Genomic DNA, 18,185 nt, shown 5'->3' on the forward strand with positions numbered 1-18,185 from the left:
ACAGGCCGAAGACAAGACTGCATCCGACCAACGCCAACACTCAAATCAAGCCTTGCAACGCGGGAGCCATCCAGACAAGACATACAGGTCCGCGAAGTTACCGCCGAAAAGCGGAAGTTCGTTCAGAGAGCCTGCTGCTCGCGAGCGAATGTGGCAGATCGCGCGCCGGCTATCCGCAATACAGGGTGATCAGCGGAGGTTGGCCAACAAGACCCGTTTGAACTAAGCGAGTTCGTCGATGGAGCGTGTGGCTGAGGGGTAGCGAGATGACACCATTGCGAACGCTGATATTTCCTCTTTATTGAGACGCGCGCCGACCCGCAGCGGTCGCGAACAGCCCGGCGGGGTCTCGTAGAGCCGGAGGTCTTGCTCGCAGCTGTTCATACAGAGGTGGACGCGTCCGGGCCGGCGGATTCGTCGCGACCGGCAGCGCGACATGACCCCCAGTCCCGGCACCGAACCGGTCAGGCCTGGCCTATGTCGCGCAGCAGGTCGGTGAACCATGGCACCGAGACGTCGAACGCCTTGCCACCCGCGATCCGTTCGAACTCGATCGCCCGGAGCTGGTCACCTCGCTGCTCGTCCTGACCCACCACCCCGGACTCACCCCGCAGCGCCGCGTCCACCGCGTACGTCGTGCAGGTCCGGATCAGCGCAAGGTCGGCGTCGTTCGCTGCGGCGGAGCGCGAGAAATAGCCGCTCTTCTGGACCAGCACCTTGTCGGCGCCGAGCGCGGTGGCGAACTGCCTGGCGAACCACTGGCCCGGGTTGATCTTGTCGAGCTGGACATGGCCGAACGGGTCGCGCGGCACGTCCTCGCCCGCGGCCTCCATCGCTGCGACGATCTCGCTGACTCCGGCGCCCTCGGAGATGAATAGGTTGACGCTGTCCTGCTCGTCCATGATCGTCCGCAGCCGTTCCGCCTCCTCGGCGATGTCGAACGGCCGCTCCGGCACGAAGACGGCGTGGACGTCCCAGCGGGCAGCGGAGTTCTCCAGCCACTCGGCGAACTGCGCGTCCTGCACCCACTTGTGGTGCGCGAGCGCGGTGGCCGCGGTAAGCCACCCGCAGTTGCGCCCCATCACCTCGTGGACGACGAGCATTCGCGGGTTCGTCGAATGCTCGGCGATGACGTTGCGGGCGTACAGGGCGCCTTGCTCGGCGGCGGTCCACGCGCCGAGCGACTGCCGGATCGGCACCACGTCATTGTCGATGGTCTTGGGTAACCCGACCACGGTCAGCTGGTAACCGTTGCTGCGCAGGTACGCCGCGAGGTCGCCGGCGGTGCCGTTGGTGTCGTCGCCGCCGATCGTGTGCAGGACGTCGACACGGTCGCGGCTTAGTTGCTCGGCAGCCACGTGCAGTGGGTCCTGCCCGGGCTGAACGAGACCGCGCCTGACGCAGTCATCGACGTTGGTGAGCTTGACCCGGCTGTTGCCGATCGGGCTGCCCCCGAACGCGTGCAGCCGCCCGGCTGCCGCTCGCACCTCGTCGGTCACCTCCACGGAGTCGCCGGTGAGCAGGCCGGCGTACCCGTTGCGATAGGCGATGATCCTCACGTCCGGCGCGACTTCGGTGTACCGCTCGATCAGGCCGCCGACGGCGGAGGAGAGGCAGGGGGCGAGACCGCCTGCGGTGAGCAGGGCTACGGTGGTGACAGGCATTCACCCACTCTGCCAACTCGTCACCATCGCGGCTAGCCCGATCTTTGCTAATCCACACGAAATGGGGAGGTCGGGAAACTGCGAACCCATTTGAACAGCAAGGATTGGGCGCGCTTCCGTCATGGTAGATCAGCTTTGAAAGCGGCAGCTATCGCCTTAATCTCGGTCGTTCAGCGACAATTTGGACATCCCCAAGAGCGGTCAGTCGTTAATCTTCGTTGTGAATGACAGCTATTGCCTCGACGGCGCCACTTCGCGCGGCGATACGCCGATACAGGGTTGGTCGAGGCGGCAGTTCCTGAAAACTGCCGCCCGCCACATTTATTGGAGGCAAGACTGAAAGTGACTATTGCTTCATCTTTCCGACCGCCTCCTCGGTCGTCCAGAGCCCGTTTGCCATGTAGCGAAAGTTGATGAGCGCTGCATGGTAGCCATCGCCTTCCGGGATCTTGGGCGCCGCCACCGCGTCGCGGACGACTGCCACCTCGAACCCTTCTTCGAGAAATTGCCGAAGATGCGATTCAACGCACATATTGGCGAGCATCCCGGCGAGGACGATCTGCGTCACCCCCTGCTTGCGCAGCTGGAATGTCAGGTCATTGAGCTGGGGCCCATAGAGCTTGTGCGGTGAGGCAATGATCGTTTTGCCGTCCTCGATATACTTCTTGTACTGTGGCAGAAAATCCGCGCCCGAGCCCTCAAATCCCTCCAGCGTGTAAGGGCCCTTCCTGTCGAATACGCCCAGCTCGTGCTGGAAAACTTCCAGCGGCCCCTGCACCTTCCAGCTATGATCCCATTTGTAATAATGGTGCGGAGAGATGGCGACGACCATGCCCGCCTGCTTCGCGGCAGCGAACAGCTGATCGAGATGCGGCACGACCTGATGCTCGGTGACGCTTTCGCTCAGGACCGACCAGGCAGCGCCTTTCGGGCTCATGAAGTCGTTCTGCGGGTCGATGACGACAAGCGCCGCCCGGGAAGGATCAAGCTTCATATTGCCCTTGACCAGACCCGGATTGACGGGATCACTATAGAGATCGGCGACCGGATGCGCGGTGGCCGCGCCGCTGCCGAACGCGAGCAGTGCCACGCCCGCCAGAGTTGCCGCGATTGTCCTGAGACCTGATCTCCGCGCTTTTACCTTGTATCCAGACATTGATTTACCTCCTGCTGTCGGCGGAAGTGCCCGGCGGGGAACGGATCTGCTCCCGCCTCGATATTTTCCGTCAGTTTGTTAGGCTGAGAGAAAATTACCGCAGGGGTGTGATGTCGTGAAGGACGATGATCCCGGGATTTCGGCCATATCGCGTCAGGTGGTTCTGGTCGTCTATCCAGGCTTCGTCCTGCTGGACCTCAGCGGTCCGGTCGAAGCGCTGTCGATAGCCAGCGAGATGTCGGCAGGAGGCTATCTGCTAAAGGTGGCTTCGCTTCGGGGCGGGTTGGTGCGCAGTTCCAGCGGCGTCGAGATTGCCACCGAGCCGCTGCCACTCACGCCGGTCGACACCTTCATTGTCGCGGGTGCGCGGGGGCCGCCTGAGGGGCCTTGGGTGGACGAACTGGCAACGGCGATCCGAGATGTTTCCGGGCGTTCGCGCCGCACCGCTTGCGTCTGCACGGGCGCATTTCTCCTGGCCGAGAGCGGCGTTCTGAGCCGACGCCCGGCTACCACGCACTGGTATTATGCGCCCAAGCTGCAGGCCGAATATCCAACGGTTCGCGTCGACGGGGACCGGCTGTTCACGAGCGATAACGGCGTGTGGACCTCGGCGGGCATGACCGCTGGCATAGACATGACGCTTGCATTGATCGAGGAGGATCTGGGCAAGCAGATTGCCCAGGCTGTCGCGCGCATGCTGGTGGTCTATTATCGGCGCCCGGGCGGCCAGTACCAGTTCTCTTCGCTTGTCGATCTCGATCCGGGCTCCGACAGGATCCGCAAGACGCTGAGCTACGCGCGGGAGAATCTGACGGCGGATCTCTCGGTCGAGCATCTTGCGGATATTTGCGGCCTGAGCGTCAGGCAGTTCGGCCGAGCCTTTGCCGCTGCCACCGGCATGACACCGGCCAAGGCTATCGAACGATTGCGCGTCGAAGCGGCGCGCCCCATGGTGGAAGATGGGCGACAGACATTCGATGAGATCGCGCGCTTCGTCGGCTTCGGCGACCCGGACCGACTGACGCAGAGCTTCCTCCGCGTCACCGGCCATACGCCATCGGAACTGAGGCGTATCTCGCGCCAATCGATATCAGCGAACTCCGCCGGTTGATGGCCGGTTCCGCGCCAATTACGGTCGTTCCGACCCGGAATGCCGGTTCCCGAAACCTTCCATTCGTGCAGTTGCTATCATTGGCAGGACGTCGATCATGGGCCTGTGGGCGGAAAGCTGCGAAAGCTGACACCGATAGAACTAACCCCGCCGACCTTGCAGGCGGCATGCCAGTCGACTGCCGCACCACCGGGTCGCGAAGGCTTCGTCGAACACTGTTCATCGTCCGCCGGGGTAACGCGAGCCATGATAAGCGCCCAACCATTGGTTGTGTGCTATCCTATGCGGGCGCCGCTGCTGCCTCCCCATCGCCAGTGATCGGCGACAGGCGCGGGCTCAGCAGGTGGATGGCGAGTACCGCCAAGAAATAGACGGTTGTGCAGACGGCGAAGATGATGGTGTAGTTGCCGCCGGTCGCATCGAGCACGAGCCCGGTCGATTTCGCCATGATCATGCCGCCGATACCCCCCGCAAAGCCGCCCAGCCCGATCACCGAGCCCACCGCGCGCTTGGGGAACATGTCGGGCGGGAGCGACAACAGGTTCGATGAAAAGGCCTGGTGCCCCGCGAGCGCGATGCCGATCAGGAAAACCGCGAGCCACATATTGTCGAGCCCGGTGACAAAGAGAAGAGGCAGCACGCAGCAGCCCGCGGCCAGCATCGTGACCTTGCGCGCGAAATTCGGCGTATGCCCTTTCTGGATCAACTTTGAGGACAGCCAGCCGCCCGCGATGCTGCCGACATCGGAGAGCAGGTACATGATGATCATCGGCAGCAGCACGACCTTCAGGTCAACGTCGTAGGTGCTGCTGAAATATTTGGGCAACCAGAAGAGCATCAGGAACCAGACCGGGTCGGTCAGGAATTTGGCGATGGCGAAAGCCCAGGCCTCGCGCTTGGTGACAATCCTGCCCCAGCCGATGCGCTCGACCTTTTCGGGCGGATCATGCTCGATCCAGGCGAGTTCGCCCTCGCTGACCTTCGGGCTTTGACCGGGGTTACTGTAGAACCAGACCCAGAGCAGTAGCAAGGCGACGCCGAAGAGGCCCGAGTAAAAGAAGGTTTCGCGCCAGTCGAAACCCATCCACGTCATGAACAGCCAGATCATCGGCGCGGTGAGGATCACACCGATCGTCGTCGCGCTGTTGACCCAGCCGATGGCATAGGCGCGTTCCTTTTGCGGGAACCATTCGCTGCTCGCACGTACGATCGAGGGGAAATGCCCCGCCTCGCCCAGACCGAGCAAGACGCGCGCCGCCATGAAGGACATGACCGACGAGGCGAAGCCGTGCGCGACGTGGCCGATCGTCCAGATCGAAATCGCGATCGCATAGCCGATTTTCGGACCGAAGCGGTCGATCAGCCAGCCCATGATGAGGAAGCCGAAGGCATAGGCCGCCTGAAAGGCGGTTACGATGTTGCCATAGTCATTCTCGCTCCACCCCAGCTCGTCTCCGAGCACGGGCGCGAGCAGACCGAGCATGGTGCGGTCGATATAGTTGACCGTCGTCGCCGCAAAGAGCAGCGCGACGATCATCCAGCGATGGCGCCCCGCGCTGGACACAGGCGTCGCTACGCCCCCGCTTGCAATTGCCTGTGCCATAGTCCCCTCCTCCCGGTCGGTCTCAGTCGCGTGCGATAGTGCAGCAGACCCGGATATTTCCGTCAAACACGGCTTCGGCGCGTTGGCCGGGCCCGATTTCGTGCACGCCGGTGATCGCTCCCGCGGAGACCCAGGTGCCCGCATCGATCGGGATACCGCGCGCGCGCAGTGCGCCGATCAGGAACAGCGCCGATCCAAAGGGTCCATCGAGCATCGTTTCCATCGTCGCGGACGCGATGGTCTCGCCGTTGATCCCGAAGGCGACGGGTAAGCGGATAAGGTCGCGCTGTCGCCAGTCGGCGATCGGCGGGCCGAGGACCAGCCCCTTGTTGTTGCCATAGTCCGACGCGGTGACCGCGGGGCCGTTGCGATTGATATCGGGAAAGGGCGAACTCGCAATCTCGATGCCCGTGCGCACCTCGGTGATGCAATCGCGCACCGTGTCGATGTCATGGTCGCGATCGCCAATATCACCAAGCCGCAGAAGGATTTCGGCCTCGGCTGCCGCAAAGCCCCGGGAATAGACGGGCATCACGGGCGATCCGCCCGCCGCGGCGTCGATAATCTCATCGGCGAAGATCGGCCCTGCCAGGCGATTGCCGCCATAGCGCTCAACCAGTTCGGGCGCGATACGGCCGACCTTCCAGCCGCCGATGCGCCGGCCGTCGAGCGCGATCGCGGTGTCCTGGATCGCATAGGCTTCCGCCATCGTATCCGGCACCCTACCCGGATAGGCGGTAAGCGGTGTCTTTTCTGCGCGCGCGGCGAGAAATGCTCTCGCCACATTTTCGCGGTCGCTGCTGGACTGCATGCTTGTTACTTCCCCTTGCGCGCATGGCGTCAGATGATGGTGGGACCTCACCGGCGACGATGCGCCAGCTGATATTCGTAGAGCGATGGCGCGGCATCGATCGCCTGGCCCGACGCCTCGAGATAGGGCGCGGGGTTGTAGCGGACCTCGATCCCGCGATTGGCGTGCAGGCCGACGATGCGTTCGCCGGGGCCTTCAAGCCCGCTGCTGATCACGAGCGCAGCGTCGGCAGGGACGCTATCGGGGACGATCAGCCGGGCGTTCCACAGCGTGTTGTAGAGGCCATGGCCGGGCTTCCAGTATGGCGCGCCGCCCCCGACCCATAGCTGATATTGCCAGATGCCGTTTGTCTGGACGGGGGCGATCCGCATCGTGATCTGGTCGAACAGATTCTGGTGGTTCGACCCGCTGTGCTGGTCGATGATGGCGTCCTTCTCGACCTCGGCGCGCAGGAAAACCGAGCGCGTCGAGCGCGTATTGACGCTGAGCGGGTGGATGACGGGATTTTCGACCTTCAGGTCGCTGACGAGCACATTGTGGACCGCGCCGACATGGACCGAATAATGCGCCTTGCGGCTGCCCGTCGTTTTCACGTCGGCGATGGTCAGGCTGGCGGCATTGTCGGTCAGGATGCCGCTGTCGGACTGGTCGATGGTCAGGTTGCGGACCCAGCCGTCGAAGACACCGGTCATGTAGATGCCGTTATAGCCCTGCTCCAGATGGTGGCCGAAGGCGGGCGCATCGGGGAACTGGAAGCGCAGATTCTGGATGCCGACATTGGTCAGGTGCGCCCAGCGTGCGAGCACCGCGGGCTGGGCGGCGCGGACATCATGAAGCAGCGGATCGCCCAGCGTCACCGTCTTGCCACGGATCGCCGCCACGCGCGTCGCCTGCACCACCACCGGCCGGTTGGGAGAGGTCCAGTGGTGCGACCCGATCGGCAGCGCGGTGTCGCCATAGAGCGACTTCAATATCCTGCTCCTGGGACCGTCGACCGAAAACCATTGCAGTTGGACCACGTCGCCGACCTTCAGCTTCGAGGCGTCATCGACAGCAAGTGTGCGGCCGAACTGCTTGCCCCAAATGCCCTTGGCGAGGACCGGATCGCGCACGTCCCTGGTGCCATCATAGGACACGGGGCGGGTGCTTTTCGGCCCGACGAAGATCATCCCGCCGGCCCAGCTATATTCGGTGAAGAGGTAGTCGATGTTATGCTCGGGCTCGACCTGGTACTTCTTCTCGCGCACCAGATATTCGCGCAGCTCGTCATAATCGTGGCTCTTGTCGATGATCTTGAGCGGGCGCGGAAAATACAGTTCGCTGCCGCCCGCGCCATCGCCCGCACCATCGAGGGTGATGTCGCTGCGGGTGATGCGCAGCACCTCGGTGATCTGCGTGCGACCGACGGGGAAACGCAGCGTGACCCTGCCCTTGACCGCGTTGGCAGCCGACAGCGCCCGCAGCACCGCCTTGGTGTCGTCGAGCCCGTCATCGGGGACGACGCCATGATCGACGACGTTGATGACCGTTCCCGTATCCGACGGAAGCGGCGCAATGCCGAAGCCGTATCCGGCATAGGAGAAGTCGGGCAGCGGATTTGCCGCCATCGTCGCGCGATCGGAGAGGATCTTCGGTTTTGTGGATTGGGCGTGCACCGGAAGCGCCAGCGCCGCGCCGAGAACCAGTCCCAGCGAAGCACGTACAGACCGCAGCTTCCGGTTACGCCTCATCATACCACTCCACTCCTTCGCCGTCGGACCGACAGCATCACGCAGCGTGCACCGGCAAACAATTTTCATGCTTTCCGGATATCAGGACATGGCGGAGCAACGATGGCCCCGCCATGCCCCAGGTCAGAACTTGGCGCTCAGACCCACCGAGAAGCGCCGCTCGGACAGCGCGTAGCTGTTGAGCGCAATCGGGTTGACGCTGTATTCCTCGGTCGCCGACTTCTTGGGCATCAGGTTCTGCGCCTGCAGCGATAGCGTGAAATTCTTGGTGATGTCGAAGCCGAGCTGGGCGTCGAGCTGCGAACGCGAACCGATGAAGCTCGGCCGGCCTTCGGAAAATTCGAATACCGCCTCGTCGCGATAGTTATAGGCGATACGCGCCGAGACGGGGCCCTTTTCGTAAAGGCCGATCAGGTTGTAGCTGTTCTTGGACACCGCCACGAGCGGGAAGCCCGCATTATCCTCCGAGTCCGAATAGGTATAGTTGGCGATAATGCCGAACCCATCGAGCGGCGAGGGCAGGAAATCCATGAACTGCTGGACGCCGATCTCGAAGCCCTTGATCTTTGCGCTCGCCAGGTTTTCGGGGCGCGAGAAGACCAGTTCGCGGCCCTGCGGGTCGAGATCGGTATCGATCCCCGTCGTGACGAAGCTCGCGATGAAGTCCTGCACGTCCTTGTAGAAGACCGCGCCCGAGATCAGCGAGCTCTTGCCGTGATAATATTCGAAGCTGATATCGGCCTGGGTCGACATCGGCGGCTTGAGGTTGGCGTTGCCGCCAGTCACCGAGAGGTTGGTCGCGTTGAAGAAGGTCGACGGCGCGAGGTCGGCGATCGACGCGCGCTGCATCGTCTGCGACCCCGAAACGCGGATCAGGAAATCGTCGGTGACGTTGAACGCGATGTTCGCGCTCGGCAGCACCTTGGTATAGCGATTCTTGTCGGTGACCAACGTGCTGGTGGTGCCGACGTTCAGGAAGGTGTCGACTGACAGACGTGTGCTGGCGATGCGCGCCCCGGCGTTGGCGCGGAACGGGATGCCCGCGATTTCGCCCTCGCCCGCCACCATCAGATAGCCCGCGATCGTCTTTTCGCTGAAGTCATAGTCGCGCTGCGAGTTGGGAAGCAGCGTCGACTTGTCGCTCAAATTGGGGTTGGGCTGCGCCTGCTGCGCGCGGTTGAACACATAGTCGAAAGTCGGCGCGGTGCTCAGGAAGCTGCGCGGGAAGCTGCCCGGAATATCGGGCATGAAGTTTCCATCGATCAGCTTGAGGAACGGCTCGATCTCGGTGCGCGTCGGTGTCACCTGGCTGCGATAGGCGTTTGAGCGCGCGTGCAGGTCGGTATAGCGCACGCCAGCCGAGACGGTGACGCCAGCGTCGGTTTCGTAGCTGACGTCGAGCTTGCCCGTCCATTCCTCGAGCAGGCCGATCAGCCGGTTGCTGCGCACGCCGTTGGTTGCGGGATTGTAGGACGCGTAATTGGTCGGATTGAATGTCCCGCCCAGCGTCAGCGACGGGATCGTATTGTCGCGGAAGTCGAACGCGCCCGGCACCGCCGCCGTTGCCTGCAGCGTGATGATCTGGATCGTCTGGTCGATCGTGCCCTTGCTGTAATAGCCGTCGGCCGCAATCGTCAGGCCATCGCTCTGATATTTGCCGTTGAGACCGTAGAGATAGCTCTTGGTCGGCTCGTTGCGGATCTGCCCCGCGGTTGTGACGGTGCCGTTGGCGTTGCCCGCGATCACCATGCCGTCCTCGACCACCGCGTTGGTGACCGGATTGGCTCCGGTCGGCAGGCGGAACGAGAAGAAGTCCTGATGGCGCCCGGTGGTCAGCTTCGAATAGAGCGCATCCGCGGTCACGGTGAATTCGGGCGTGACCTCGAACTGGATCGCACCGTTGAGCCCGAGGCGCGAACGATCGACGACGAAATTTTCATATTGCAGCAGCGCGGGCGTCGGGCGGACGACCGGACCCGTCGGCGTCGTGTAGGTGCGGTTGAGGAAGTTGTTGCGCTCGAACGCCTGGGTGGTCGAGGTGCGCTTCTGGTACTCGCCGGCGAGCATGATGCCGATGCGTCCATCAGCGAATTTTGTGGTCGCGAAACCGGTGATCGCAGGTTCGAACTTGTCGGAATTTTCCGAATAGACGCCCTGTGCACGCAGCGAGATCGTCGGCTCCTTGAAGTTCAGCGGCTTGGGTGTGACAAGGTTGACCGTGCCTCCGAGGCCGCCTTCGGCCTGGCTGGCGAGCGGTGACTTTTGCACTTCGAGGCGGCCGAACAGGCTGGACGGCACCGAATCGAGGCCCGATGAGCGGCCGAGCTGGTCATTTTCCGGCGGCGACAGGCGCGCCGACCAGCCCAGCAACGTGCGCCCGTCGACCTCGACGCGGACCTGCTGCAGGCCGCGCACCGACACCGACTGGCCTTCGCCGAACACGCGAGTGATCTGAACGCCGGTGACTCGCTGGAGCGCCTCGGCGACGTTGGAATCGGGCAGTTTGCCGACGTCCTCGGCGGTGATGACGTCCATCACCTGCGGCGCTTCACGCTTGATGTCCGCCGCCTGTTCCAGCGATGCGCGAATGCCGGTGACGATGATCTCGTCCTCCGGCGGCACCGCGCTTCCGGCGGCGTCCTGCGCGAAAGCCGGCGTCATGGCCAGCGCGGCAAACGACACACCGCCCGCCAGCCTTGCCAAGATATACGCACCCCGTGTTGCCCGATTGGCCATCCTGATCCTCCCGTTTTTCGACGCCTTCCCGATGGACACAGGAAGCGGCGCCGCCCTTTTCTTGTGACAAACTGAGCGCGCCCGCCGTTCGCCCTTCTGTTTTGCCGAGGATGCAGGAGGTCGTCGTCTAAGCGACCTCAAAGCCCCTCTCCCTTATTCTTATGTCCCGGCTTAGGTAACCGGTGTCAGTCATGATCACGCCTCACCAAGAGGCTGTCAAGGAAAAATTGTATGACAACTATGGTACCGCTAGCAGCTCGGCACCGCGCGGGAATCGACGCGAAAATCGGCAATGCGTGAGGGGTTCATGGCAGCCAGAGAAGCGGTTGCCGCACGGGAAAGTTGCGCACGACTTCGCCTGTCACGGGATCCGGGTCGAGCCCCCGCCACAATGCGAGCCAATCGCCGCGGCCGAGCGCAAGCCCGCCGAACAAGAGGCTGGGCTGGCGGACGGGAAAGCCATCGAAATACTCGATGTCGGGCGCGAAGGGCCAGCTCGCCTTGTCGGCGACATAGGGCGCCATGAACGCAATGGCCTTGGCGATCGAGCGGCCGTCAGTGCTCTGCCAGGCGATCAGCTCGCCCGACGCGTCGGACAGCAGCCAGGCCGCGGCTGCAAGCACGTCGATGTTGAAGAGCGAATAGGCATAGGGCTTGGTGCGCACGAGTTCGAGTGGCTGCCGGCCATCGCGTTCGATCTGCGTCGGGATGAGCACCCGCTTCAGCCGCGTGCGCGCGTCGTCCAGCGCTTGCTTGTTGCCGAGTAGGGCGGCGAAGGCGGCCACCTGAAGTAGCCAGCAGCTGCCGTGATTGTTCCTTTCCTCGCGTTCCTCGATGCCGAAGGGCGACGTGGTCAGCCAGTCGAGATAGCGCGTAAACCAAGCCTCGATCCCCGGCCGGATGCGCGCATAGCCCGGCGCATCGCGCTCCGCGAACAGCGTGGCGGCGCGCGCGACTTCGACGATCTGGAGCGTGTCGATCACGCCGATCGCACGGCCGGTGTTCACCCCGATGATTGCCTGCGCATGATCGAGACTGGGGCTCATCCGCGTCGCGGGATCGACGAACCAGGCGTTCAGGTGGCACATCGCCGCCTCGGCGAAGCGCGAATCGCGGGTCAGGCTCCACGCGGCCGCGAGCATCGGAACGTCGCGGCCGAAGGCGATCAGCGCATCGCGGTGCCCGTCGAACTTGTCGGGGTTCGAACGGCCGTCGCGGCGGATATAGGGGCCAGCGGGATGGGCGGGGTCGGGCCACCAGTAATCGCCCTCGGAATAATAATCCTGCGAGCCCGCGGGGCTGCGCGGCGCGGGTATGGCGGCGATGGTGCGCGGTGGCTTGCCCAGCAGGAGGGTAGCACGTGGCAACACGCGGCGGCGTTCGATCGCGCGGATGTCCAGCCCCACGGATCGGGTCAGCGCGGCGGCGGGCGCTGCCAGCAGCGCGGCGAGGATCAGTGCACGGCGTGCGATCATCGTCATTTCCCGGTTGCACGATAGCGCAGCACGAGATCGCCGCTCGCGCTGCGCGGATAGGCACCCGGGCCCCAGGCGATATCGGCGCGGGTCAGCAGCGCTTCGAGGCCCTCGGTGGGCCAGCGGATTTCCTTGTATGGCCAGGCGGCAGCGCGCCCGCGATACGCGGCGACATAGTCGGTCGCCTTGCGCAAGGACCCGCTGGAGCGCCCCTGATGGCGATACAGGTCGACCCCAAGGCACGCAGCGCTGTCCGCGACATGATAGGCGGCGGTCAGCGCGTAGAGCGAATAATGGAAGCTGCGCGTGCGCATGAGCTCTTCGGGCAGCGCGCCCGAAGGTGCGATCTGCCGCTCGATCCGCGCCTCGGGAAAGGCCGCGACGACCGCGCGGGCGATATCCGGCCGGCGCGCAAACAGCGCGAAACGCGCGATCTGGGCGTCATACCACAGGCCGTGATTATTGTCGGCCTTGGCTTCCGCGCGTCCATTGGCGCTGTCGAGCATCCAGTCGAGATAGCGCGAGAACCAGTTTTCGAGCGCCGCCATTTCGGCGGGCGCCAGCGCCGCCGATGGACCGATCAGCCCCACCGCATCGATCACGCTGATGAAGCTGCTGGTTTCCAGCACGCCTTCGGGCCGGCCGCTGGATCGGCCCGGCACCGCCTGCGCATAGGTCATGTTGGGGTTCATCGCGGTCGCGGGATCGAGGAACCAGGTGCGGATGACAGCCGCGGCGCCGGCAGCATACCGGGCTTCGCCGCTGTAATAATAGGCGAGCGCCAGCGCATCGGCGTCGTTCGCCATGCTGCCGAGCGCGCTCCGGTCGAAACGGTCGGTTGCGCGGTCGGGATTCACCTGACCATCGCGGCGTATATAGGGCCCGTCGGGATTGGCGGGATCGGGCCACCAATAGGGGGCGATGCTGACATAATCGTGGCGGTCGCCCGAAATGGGAACGGTGCGCTTGGCCACCACCGAGCCGGGCTTGCGCGCCAGCGCCGCGTCCGCGCGGTCGAGGAAAGCGCGATAGGCTCCGGCAATTCGGGCGTCATGGGGCAGCGCCGCCTTGATCGCGACCAGATCCGTGGGACGCAGCGTGAAGGTGCGGCGGCCGGCGAAAGTCGCGGAATAACCCGCGCTGCCCTGACAGGTGGGACGGGCGGGCGCGGAGAAAGCCGCCGCCGCAACGGGGAGTGGCGCGACGACGGTCAAGGCCAGCGAAAGTACGGCGCGCATGCTCCGCATCACGTAGCGACCCGAGACCCGCAGGAGTCCAGCGCGCCGTCGCGCGACAGGTCGCGCAAGTTGCAGATGTAATACAACTTCAAATATGTAGTACAACTCTGGCAGGACGAGTCAATCGCTCGTGCCCTTGACCGGGCGGGCGGGACGCGATGGCGGCGTGGCCCGAAGCTCATCTAGCGGCCCGCGCGCCTTTTTGAGAGATCGTACATGGCGGTTCCTGCGAGCAGGAAGGCGCCGCTCCCGTAGAACTGCGTTTCCTTTGGGGAGACGCTGTCGGGCCGGTCGCCGACCTGCTGGACCCAGCCGAGCATCCCGTCAGGCTGGACGGCGCGGAGCAGCGCATGCCAGCCGCGGATTGCAGCGGGCTCATAGGTCGCGCGGTCGAGGCGTCCGGTATCGACGCCCCAGGCAAAGGCATAGGTGAAGAAGGCGGTGCCGCTCGATTCGGGCGGCGTGCCGGGATCATTATCGAGCAGCGAGGCGGGCCAATAGCCGTCCGCCTTTTGCAGTGTCACCAGCTTCGCCGCCATGTCGCGGAACAGCGTTTCGTAATAGGGGCGGTGCGGGTCGTCGCGATCGAGCACCTGCAGCACGCGCACCAGACCGGCCATCACCCAGCCATTGCCTCGGCTCCAGAACAGCTTGCGCCCCTTGGCATCGCGCATGTCGAAGAAGCGGCTGTCGCGGAAATAGAGATTTTCGGACGGGTCAAAGAGATAGTCGGTCGTTGCCTTCCACTCGGCGTGCACGAATTCGGCGTAGCGCTTGTCGCCGGTCGCCTCGCCAATGCGCAACATCGTTGACGGCGCCATGAACAGCGCGTCGCACCAGCACCAGCGTTCGGTGCACAGCGAATAGCCGCCGCCCGGCTGGGTCGGGACAAACTCGAGGCTGTTCGTGCGCCGATTGGTCAGCACATTGTCGAAATAGGTGCGCGCCGGGCCGAGCGCCTCAGTGCCGCCGCCGTTGCGCGCCGCCCATTCCCACGCCTGCGCGATCAACTGGTCGTCGGCGTGGAAGGGCAGGTCGCCGAGCTTCCATTCCATATCGCGCCCCAGCTTGAGCAGCGGCGCGGCATAGCGCCGGTCGCGACTGGCGAGTTCGGTCAGCGCAACCCAGAAGGTCGCCTGCTGCCAGTCGCGCGGGTTCTGGACGCTCTTGCGCGCAGCGGGCATCGTCGCCCAGTTGGTGCGGTTGGCGAGCTGCCAGTCGGCGACGCGGCGCGTTTGGGCGAGGACCACGGCCGGGCGGGGCATCGCGGGTTCGGCCGCCACGACCGCGGCCGCCACGCCGTCAACCTGCGCGTCCGCCGGAACCATAGATGTCGCCAGAATCATAGCGCCTGCCAGCGCGCCCCAACCGCTCAGCCTCATCTCACCCTCCCTTTATATTGTCGGACTTTTGCCCCTGACACCGGTAACATAACTCTTTCCTTTTTGCGCAGGCGCGTCAATAAGGTTGTCACACAACTTGCGGGCGTGCGCAAAGGGGATGGAATGCCGAAGATCGTGTCAGTCCGGGTGATCGTGACCAGTCCGGGCCGGAATTTCGTGACGCTCAAGATCGAATGCGACGATGGCACCACTGGCGTCGGCGACGCGACGCTGAATGGCCGAGAGCTTTCGGTCGCCAGCTACCTCGCCGACCATGTCCTCCCCTGCCTTATCGGGCGTGACGCGCACCGGATCGAGGATATCTGGCAGTATCTCTACAAGGGCGCCTACTGGCGGCGCGGCCCCGTGACGATGACCGCCATCGCAGCGGTCGACATGGCGCTATGGGACATCAAGGGGAAAGTAGCCGGCCTGCCGGTCTATCAGCTGCTCGGCGGCGCCTCGCGTGAGGGGTGCATGGTCTATGGTCATGCCAATGGCGCAACGATCGCCGACACGATCGAGGCAGCGCTCGATTATCAGCGCCAGGGCTACAGGGCGATCCGGCTGCAGTGCGGTGTGCCCGGCATGGCGTCGACCTATGGCGTGTCGAAAGACCGCTATTTCTACGAACCCGCCGATGCCGACCTGCCGACCGAGAATATCTGGTCGACGAGCAAATATCTGCGCGTCGTGCCCGAATTGTTCGCCGCGGCGCGCGAGGCGCTGGGCTGGGATGTCCACCTGCTCCACGACGTCCATCACCGCCTGACGCCGATCGAGGCGGCACGGCTGGGCAAGGATCTCGAACCCTACCGGCCCTTCTGGATCGAGGATGCGACCCCCGCCGAGGACCAAGAGGCCTTCCGCCTCATCCGCCAGCATACGACGACGCCGCTCGCAGTGGGCGAGATTTTCAGCTCGATATGGGATTGCAAGGCACTGATCGAGAACCAGCTGATCGATTATATCCGCGCCACCGTGCTGCATGCGGGCGGGATCACGCATATGCGCCAGATCGCTGCGCTCGCCGATCTGTACCAGGTCCGCACGGGCTGCCACGGCGCCACCGACCTGTCGCCGGTGACGATGGCGGCGGCGCTGCATCTGGGGCTGGCCATCCCCAATTTCGGCATCCAGGAATATATGCGCCATACGCCCGAAACGGACGCGGTCTTCCCGCACGCCTATCGCTTTGCCGAAGGGATGTTGCATCCGGGCGACGCGCCGGGGCTGGGTGTCGATATCGACGAGGCGCTCGCCGAAACCCACCCCTATCAGCGCGCGTACCTGCCGGTGAACCGGCTGGAGGACGGGACGATGTGGAGCTGGTGATGCGTACTGTGCTGCTTGTTGCGGCATTACTGACCGCCCCCGCCGCCGCGCAGGAGAAGCAGCCGCTGCGTCCCGCGACAGCGGAGGAGCAGAGCGCGCGAGCCGCCGTGGTCGTGGCCGATTATCGCTATGACGACCTCCTCTGGGAGAATGACCGCATCGCGTACCGCATCTATGGCCGCGCGCTCGAAAAGGCTGAGCCGCCTTCCTCTTCGGGCATCGACGCGTGGGGCAAGCGCGTGCGCTGGCCCTATATGGACCGGCAACTCAGGACCGGCGACCAGCACAGCGACCAAGGCGAGGGGCTCGATTTCTACAATGTCGGCACCGGGCGTGGCGTCGGCGGGCTCGGCATCTGGTACGACAACAAGCTGTGGACCTCGCGCAACTATGTCCGTCCCCGCATCCTGACCGCCGGACCTGCCATCGCCGACTTCAGCGTCGATTACGATCCCTGGCCCGTCGACACCGCGCGAACGGTGCGCGAGACGCGGCGCTTCACCCTGCCCGCCGGCACCAATTTCACCCGCATGACCTCGACGATCAGCGCAAGCTCGAGCGGCGAGATGATCGTCGGCATCGGCATTTCAAAGCGGCCGATCGGCGGCGGCAAGCTGGGAGAAATCAGGAAGGACGACACCGGCGCGCGGATGAGCTGGTGGGGGCCCTCCGACGGCAACAAGGGCCGCATGGCCGCGGCGATCATCGTCGATCCGCGCGCCTTTGCGGGCTTCACCGAAGATGCCGACAATTATCTGATCCTCGTGCGCGCCGAGCCGGGCCGGCCCTTCGTCTATTACAGCGGCGCGGCGTGGGACCGCGGCGGTGACTTTGCGACGCGCGAGGAGTGGAACAGCTATGTCGACGCCCAGCGGCCCGACTTCCGGCCCTAGCCAGTATCCCGGCGCGATGGTAACGCTACATCCATGGCGGTAACCAAGGCGGCGTCGCTGGCCGATGATCTGGTCCAGCGCTTCGAGGAACAGATCGAATCTGGGGAAATGTCCCCTGGCTCCCGCTTTCCCACCGAGAAGGCGATCACCGAAGCCTTTGGCGTCAGCCGCACTGTCGTGCGCGAAGCCTATTCGCGGCTCGCGGCGCGCGGCCTGCTGGAGTCGCGGCGCGGCTCGGGCGCCTATGTGCCCGATGGCGCACAATATCGCGCCTTTCAGGTGACGGCCGACGAGATCGGCGAAATCGACGACGTGCTCAAACTGCTCGAGATGCGCATGGGCTTCGAGGCCGAAATGGCCGACCTCGCCGCCCGGCGCCGGAGCAAAAAGAACCTGGCCGAGCTTCGGCGCACGCTGGCGGCGATGGAGGCCAGCACCGATGTGGATGCGTCGGTTTCCGCCGATGCCGCGTTTCACGCAGCCATCGCTCGCTGCACGGGCAATCCCTATTTCGTGCGCTTCACCCAGTTTCTGGGTGTGCGGCTGGTCCCGTCGCGGCGGCTCTACCTTCAGGGCAGCGATGAGCACCACCACCAGCAATATGCGCACATCATCAACTGCGACCATCAGGCGATTTATGCCGCGATCGAAGCAGGTAACCCGGCAGCCGCGCGCCGCGCCGCGCGCCGCCACATGCAGAAGTCGATTGCGCGCTATCGTGCCATGCAGATTGCCGTGCCCGCGGATCCGCCATGCCGCATACAGGCATAAAATGGTTAGCCGCGGCAGCTGCACGCCGATTTTCGGAGGAGGTCAACCGACGATCCATCGCATTGAAGCCTAATGGCATCATATGCTTGGCCGGCGTTGGACGCAGCAATATTGCCCCGTGATTGCCCGGCCATGCAACCGAGTTCAGGCGCTTGGCGCCGATAGCGGCACAATGCTTGGAAACGCTGACAAATTTCAACGGACGCCGCTCACGTAAGCATCTGAAAATACAAACATATTTCGGAACTGAGCGGAGGCCCGTTTTCAGCAGTAACCGCTC

The 18,185-nt window shown here is 64.2% G+C and carries 13 protein-coding genes; 4 read left to right on the top strand and 9 right to left on the bottom strand.

Going from position 1 to position 18,185, the window contains the following annotated elements; translation table 11 throughout:
* Positions 1-464: 464 nt before the first annotated feature.
* Positions 465-1,664 (bottom strand): pyrophosphate--fructose-6-phosphate 1-phosphotransferase, encoded by a 1,200-nt coding sequence (locus AC3WJD_RS12320; RefSeq protein ID WP_492746945.1) that lies wholly within the window; start codon positions 1,662-1,664, stop codon positions 465-467.
* Positions 1,665-2,010: 346 nt separating this feature from the next.
* Positions 2,011-2,820, bottom strand: a complete 810-nt coding sequence (locus tag AC3WJD_RS12325) for an isochorismatase family protein (protein WP_492746946.1) — start codon at positions 2,818-2,820, stop codon at positions 2,011-2,013.
* Positions 2,821-2,977: 157 nt separating this feature from the next.
* Between AC3WJD_RS12325 and AC3WJD_RS12330 the strand changes: the two genes are divergently transcribed.
* Positions 2,978-3,931, top strand: coding sequence for a GlxA family transcriptional regulator (locus AC3WJD_RS12330; RefSeq protein ID WP_492746947.1), 954 nt, complete (start codon positions 2,978-2,980; stop codon positions 3,929-3,931).
* Between the two features lie 280 nt (positions 3,932-4,211).
* On the opposite strand, the gene AC3WJD_RS12335 is transcribed toward AC3WJD_RS12330, so the two are convergent.
* The 7 genes from AC3WJD_RS12335 to AC3WJD_RS12365 form a co-directional block, all read right to left on the bottom strand.
* On the bottom strand, positions 4,212-5,534 hold the full coding sequence (locus AC3WJD_RS12335) for an MFS transporter (protein ID WP_492746948.1): 1,323 nt from the start codon (positions 5,532-5,534) through the stop codon (positions 4,212-4,214).
* A 22-nt stretch (positions 5,535-5,556) separates the two neighbouring features.
* A complete protein-coding gene (locus tag AC3WJD_RS12340) occupies positions 5,557-6,345 on the bottom strand; it encodes a 2-keto-4-pentenoate hydratase (protein WP_492746949.1) in 789 nt (262 codons plus the stop codon).
* 47 nt (positions 6,346-6,392) lie between these two features.
* Positions 6,393-8,078 carry a hypothetical protein gene (locus AC3WJD_RS12345; protein WP_492746950.1) on the bottom strand — a complete coding sequence of 562 codons (1,686 nt, stop codon included), beginning with the start codon at positions 8,076-8,078 and terminating at the stop codon, positions 6,393-6,395.
* Between the two features lie 120 nt (positions 8,079-8,198).
* The gene (locus AC3WJD_RS12350; RefSeq protein ID WP_492746951.1) at positions 8,199-10,811 is read right to left on the bottom strand and encodes a TonB-dependent receptor; all 2,613 of its coding nucleotides are present in this window, start codon (positions 10,809-10,811) and stop codon (positions 8,199-8,201) included.
* 305 nt (positions 10,812-11,116) lie between these two features.
* Positions 11,117-12,286 (bottom strand): alginate lyase family protein, encoded by a 1,170-nt coding sequence (locus tag AC3WJD_RS12355; RefSeq protein ID WP_492746952.1) that lies wholly within the window; start codon positions 12,284-12,286, stop codon positions 11,117-11,119.
* 2 nt (positions 12,287-12,288) lie between these two features.
* Positions 12,289-13,524, bottom strand: a complete 1,236-nt coding sequence (locus tag AC3WJD_RS12360) for an alginate lyase family protein (RefSeq protein ID WP_492746954.1) — start codon at positions 13,522-13,524, stop codon at positions 12,289-12,291.
* A gap of 182 nt (positions 13,525-13,706) precedes the next feature.
* On the bottom strand, positions 13,707-14,852 hold the full coding sequence (locus AC3WJD_RS12365; protein ID WP_492746955.1) for a glycoside hydrolase family 88/105 protein: 1,146 nt from the start codon (positions 14,850-14,852) through the stop codon (positions 13,707-13,709).
* Between the two features lie 177 nt (positions 14,853-15,029).
* Between AC3WJD_RS12365 and manD the strand changes: the two genes are divergently transcribed.
* The 3 genes from manD to AC3WJD_RS12380 are packed head-to-tail and all read left to right on the top strand — an operon-like array spanning position 15,030 to position 17,905.
* Positions 15,030-16,241, top strand: a complete 1,212-nt coding sequence (manD, locus tag AC3WJD_RS12370; RefSeq protein ID WP_492746956.1) for a D-mannonate dehydratase ManD — start codon at positions 15,030-15,032, stop codon at positions 16,239-16,241.
* Complete coding sequence (locus tag AC3WJD_RS12375; protein WP_492746957.1) at positions 16,241-17,134, top strand: DUF4861 family protein; 894 nt, start codon at positions 16,241-16,243, stop codon at positions 17,132-17,134. The genes manD and AC3WJD_RS12375 overlap by 1 nt, the downstream gene beginning before the upstream one ends.
* Positions 17,135-17,167: 33 nt before the next feature.
* The gene (locus AC3WJD_RS12380) at positions 17,168-17,905 is read left to right on the top strand and encodes a FadR/GntR family transcriptional regulator (RefSeq protein WP_492746958.1); all 738 of its coding nucleotides are present in this window, start codon (positions 17,168-17,170) and stop codon (positions 17,903-17,905) included.
* Positions 17,906-18,185 lie beyond the last annotated feature (280 nt).

The organism is Sphingobium sp. FW306-1B-F04DB (genome assembly GCF_058781925.1).

Excerpts from the sequence above, each read along its gene's own strand:
- AC3WJD_RS12320 (WP_492746945.1), bottom strand. The coding sequence starts at position 1,664 with ATGCCTGTCACCACCGTAGCCCTGCTCACCGCAGGCGGTCTCGCCCCC.
- AC3WJD_RS12325 (WP_492746946.1), bottom strand. The coding sequence starts at position 2,820 with ATGTCTGGATACAAGGTAAAAGCGCGGAGATCAGGTCTCAGGACAATC.
- AC3WJD_RS12335 (WP_492746948.1), bottom strand. The coding sequence starts at position 5,534 with ATGGCACAGGCAATTGCAAGCGGGGGCGTAGCGACGCCTGTGTCCAGC.
- AC3WJD_RS12340 (WP_492746949.1), bottom strand. The coding sequence starts at position 6,345 with ATGCAGTCCAGCAGCGACCGCGAAAATGTGGCGAGAGCATTTCTCGCC.
- AC3WJD_RS12345 (WP_492746950.1), bottom strand. The coding sequence starts at position 8,078 with ATGATGAGGCGTAACCGGAAGCTGCGGTCTGTACGTGCTTCGCTGGGA.
- AC3WJD_RS12350 (WP_492746951.1), bottom strand. The coding sequence starts at position 10,811 with ATGGCCAATCGGGCAACACGGGGTGCGTATATCTTGGCAAGGCTGGCG.
- AC3WJD_RS12355 (WP_492746952.1), bottom strand. The coding sequence starts at position 12,286 with ATGATCGCACGCCGTGCACTGATCCTCGCCGCGCTGCTGGCAGCGCCC.
- AC3WJD_RS12360 (WP_492746954.1), bottom strand. The coding sequence starts at position 13,524 with ATGCGCGCCGTACTTTCGCTGGCCTTGACCGTCGTCGCGCCACTCCCC.
- AC3WJD_RS12365 (WP_492746955.1), bottom strand. The coding sequence starts at position 14,852 with ATGGTTCCGGCGGACGCGCAGGTTGACGGCGTGGCGGCCGCGGTCGTG.
- manD (WP_492746956.1), top strand. The coding sequence starts at position 15,030 with ATGCCGAAGATCGTGTCAGTCCGGGTGATCGTGACCAGTCCGGGCCGG.
- AC3WJD_RS12375 (WP_492746957.1), top strand. The coding sequence starts at position 16,241 with ATGCGTACTGTGCTGCTTGTTGCGGCATTACTGACCGCCCCCGCCGCC.
- AC3WJD_RS12380 (WP_492746958.1), top strand. The coding sequence starts at position 17,168 with ATGGCGGTAACCAAGGCGGCGTCGCTGGCCGATGATCTGGTCCAGCGC.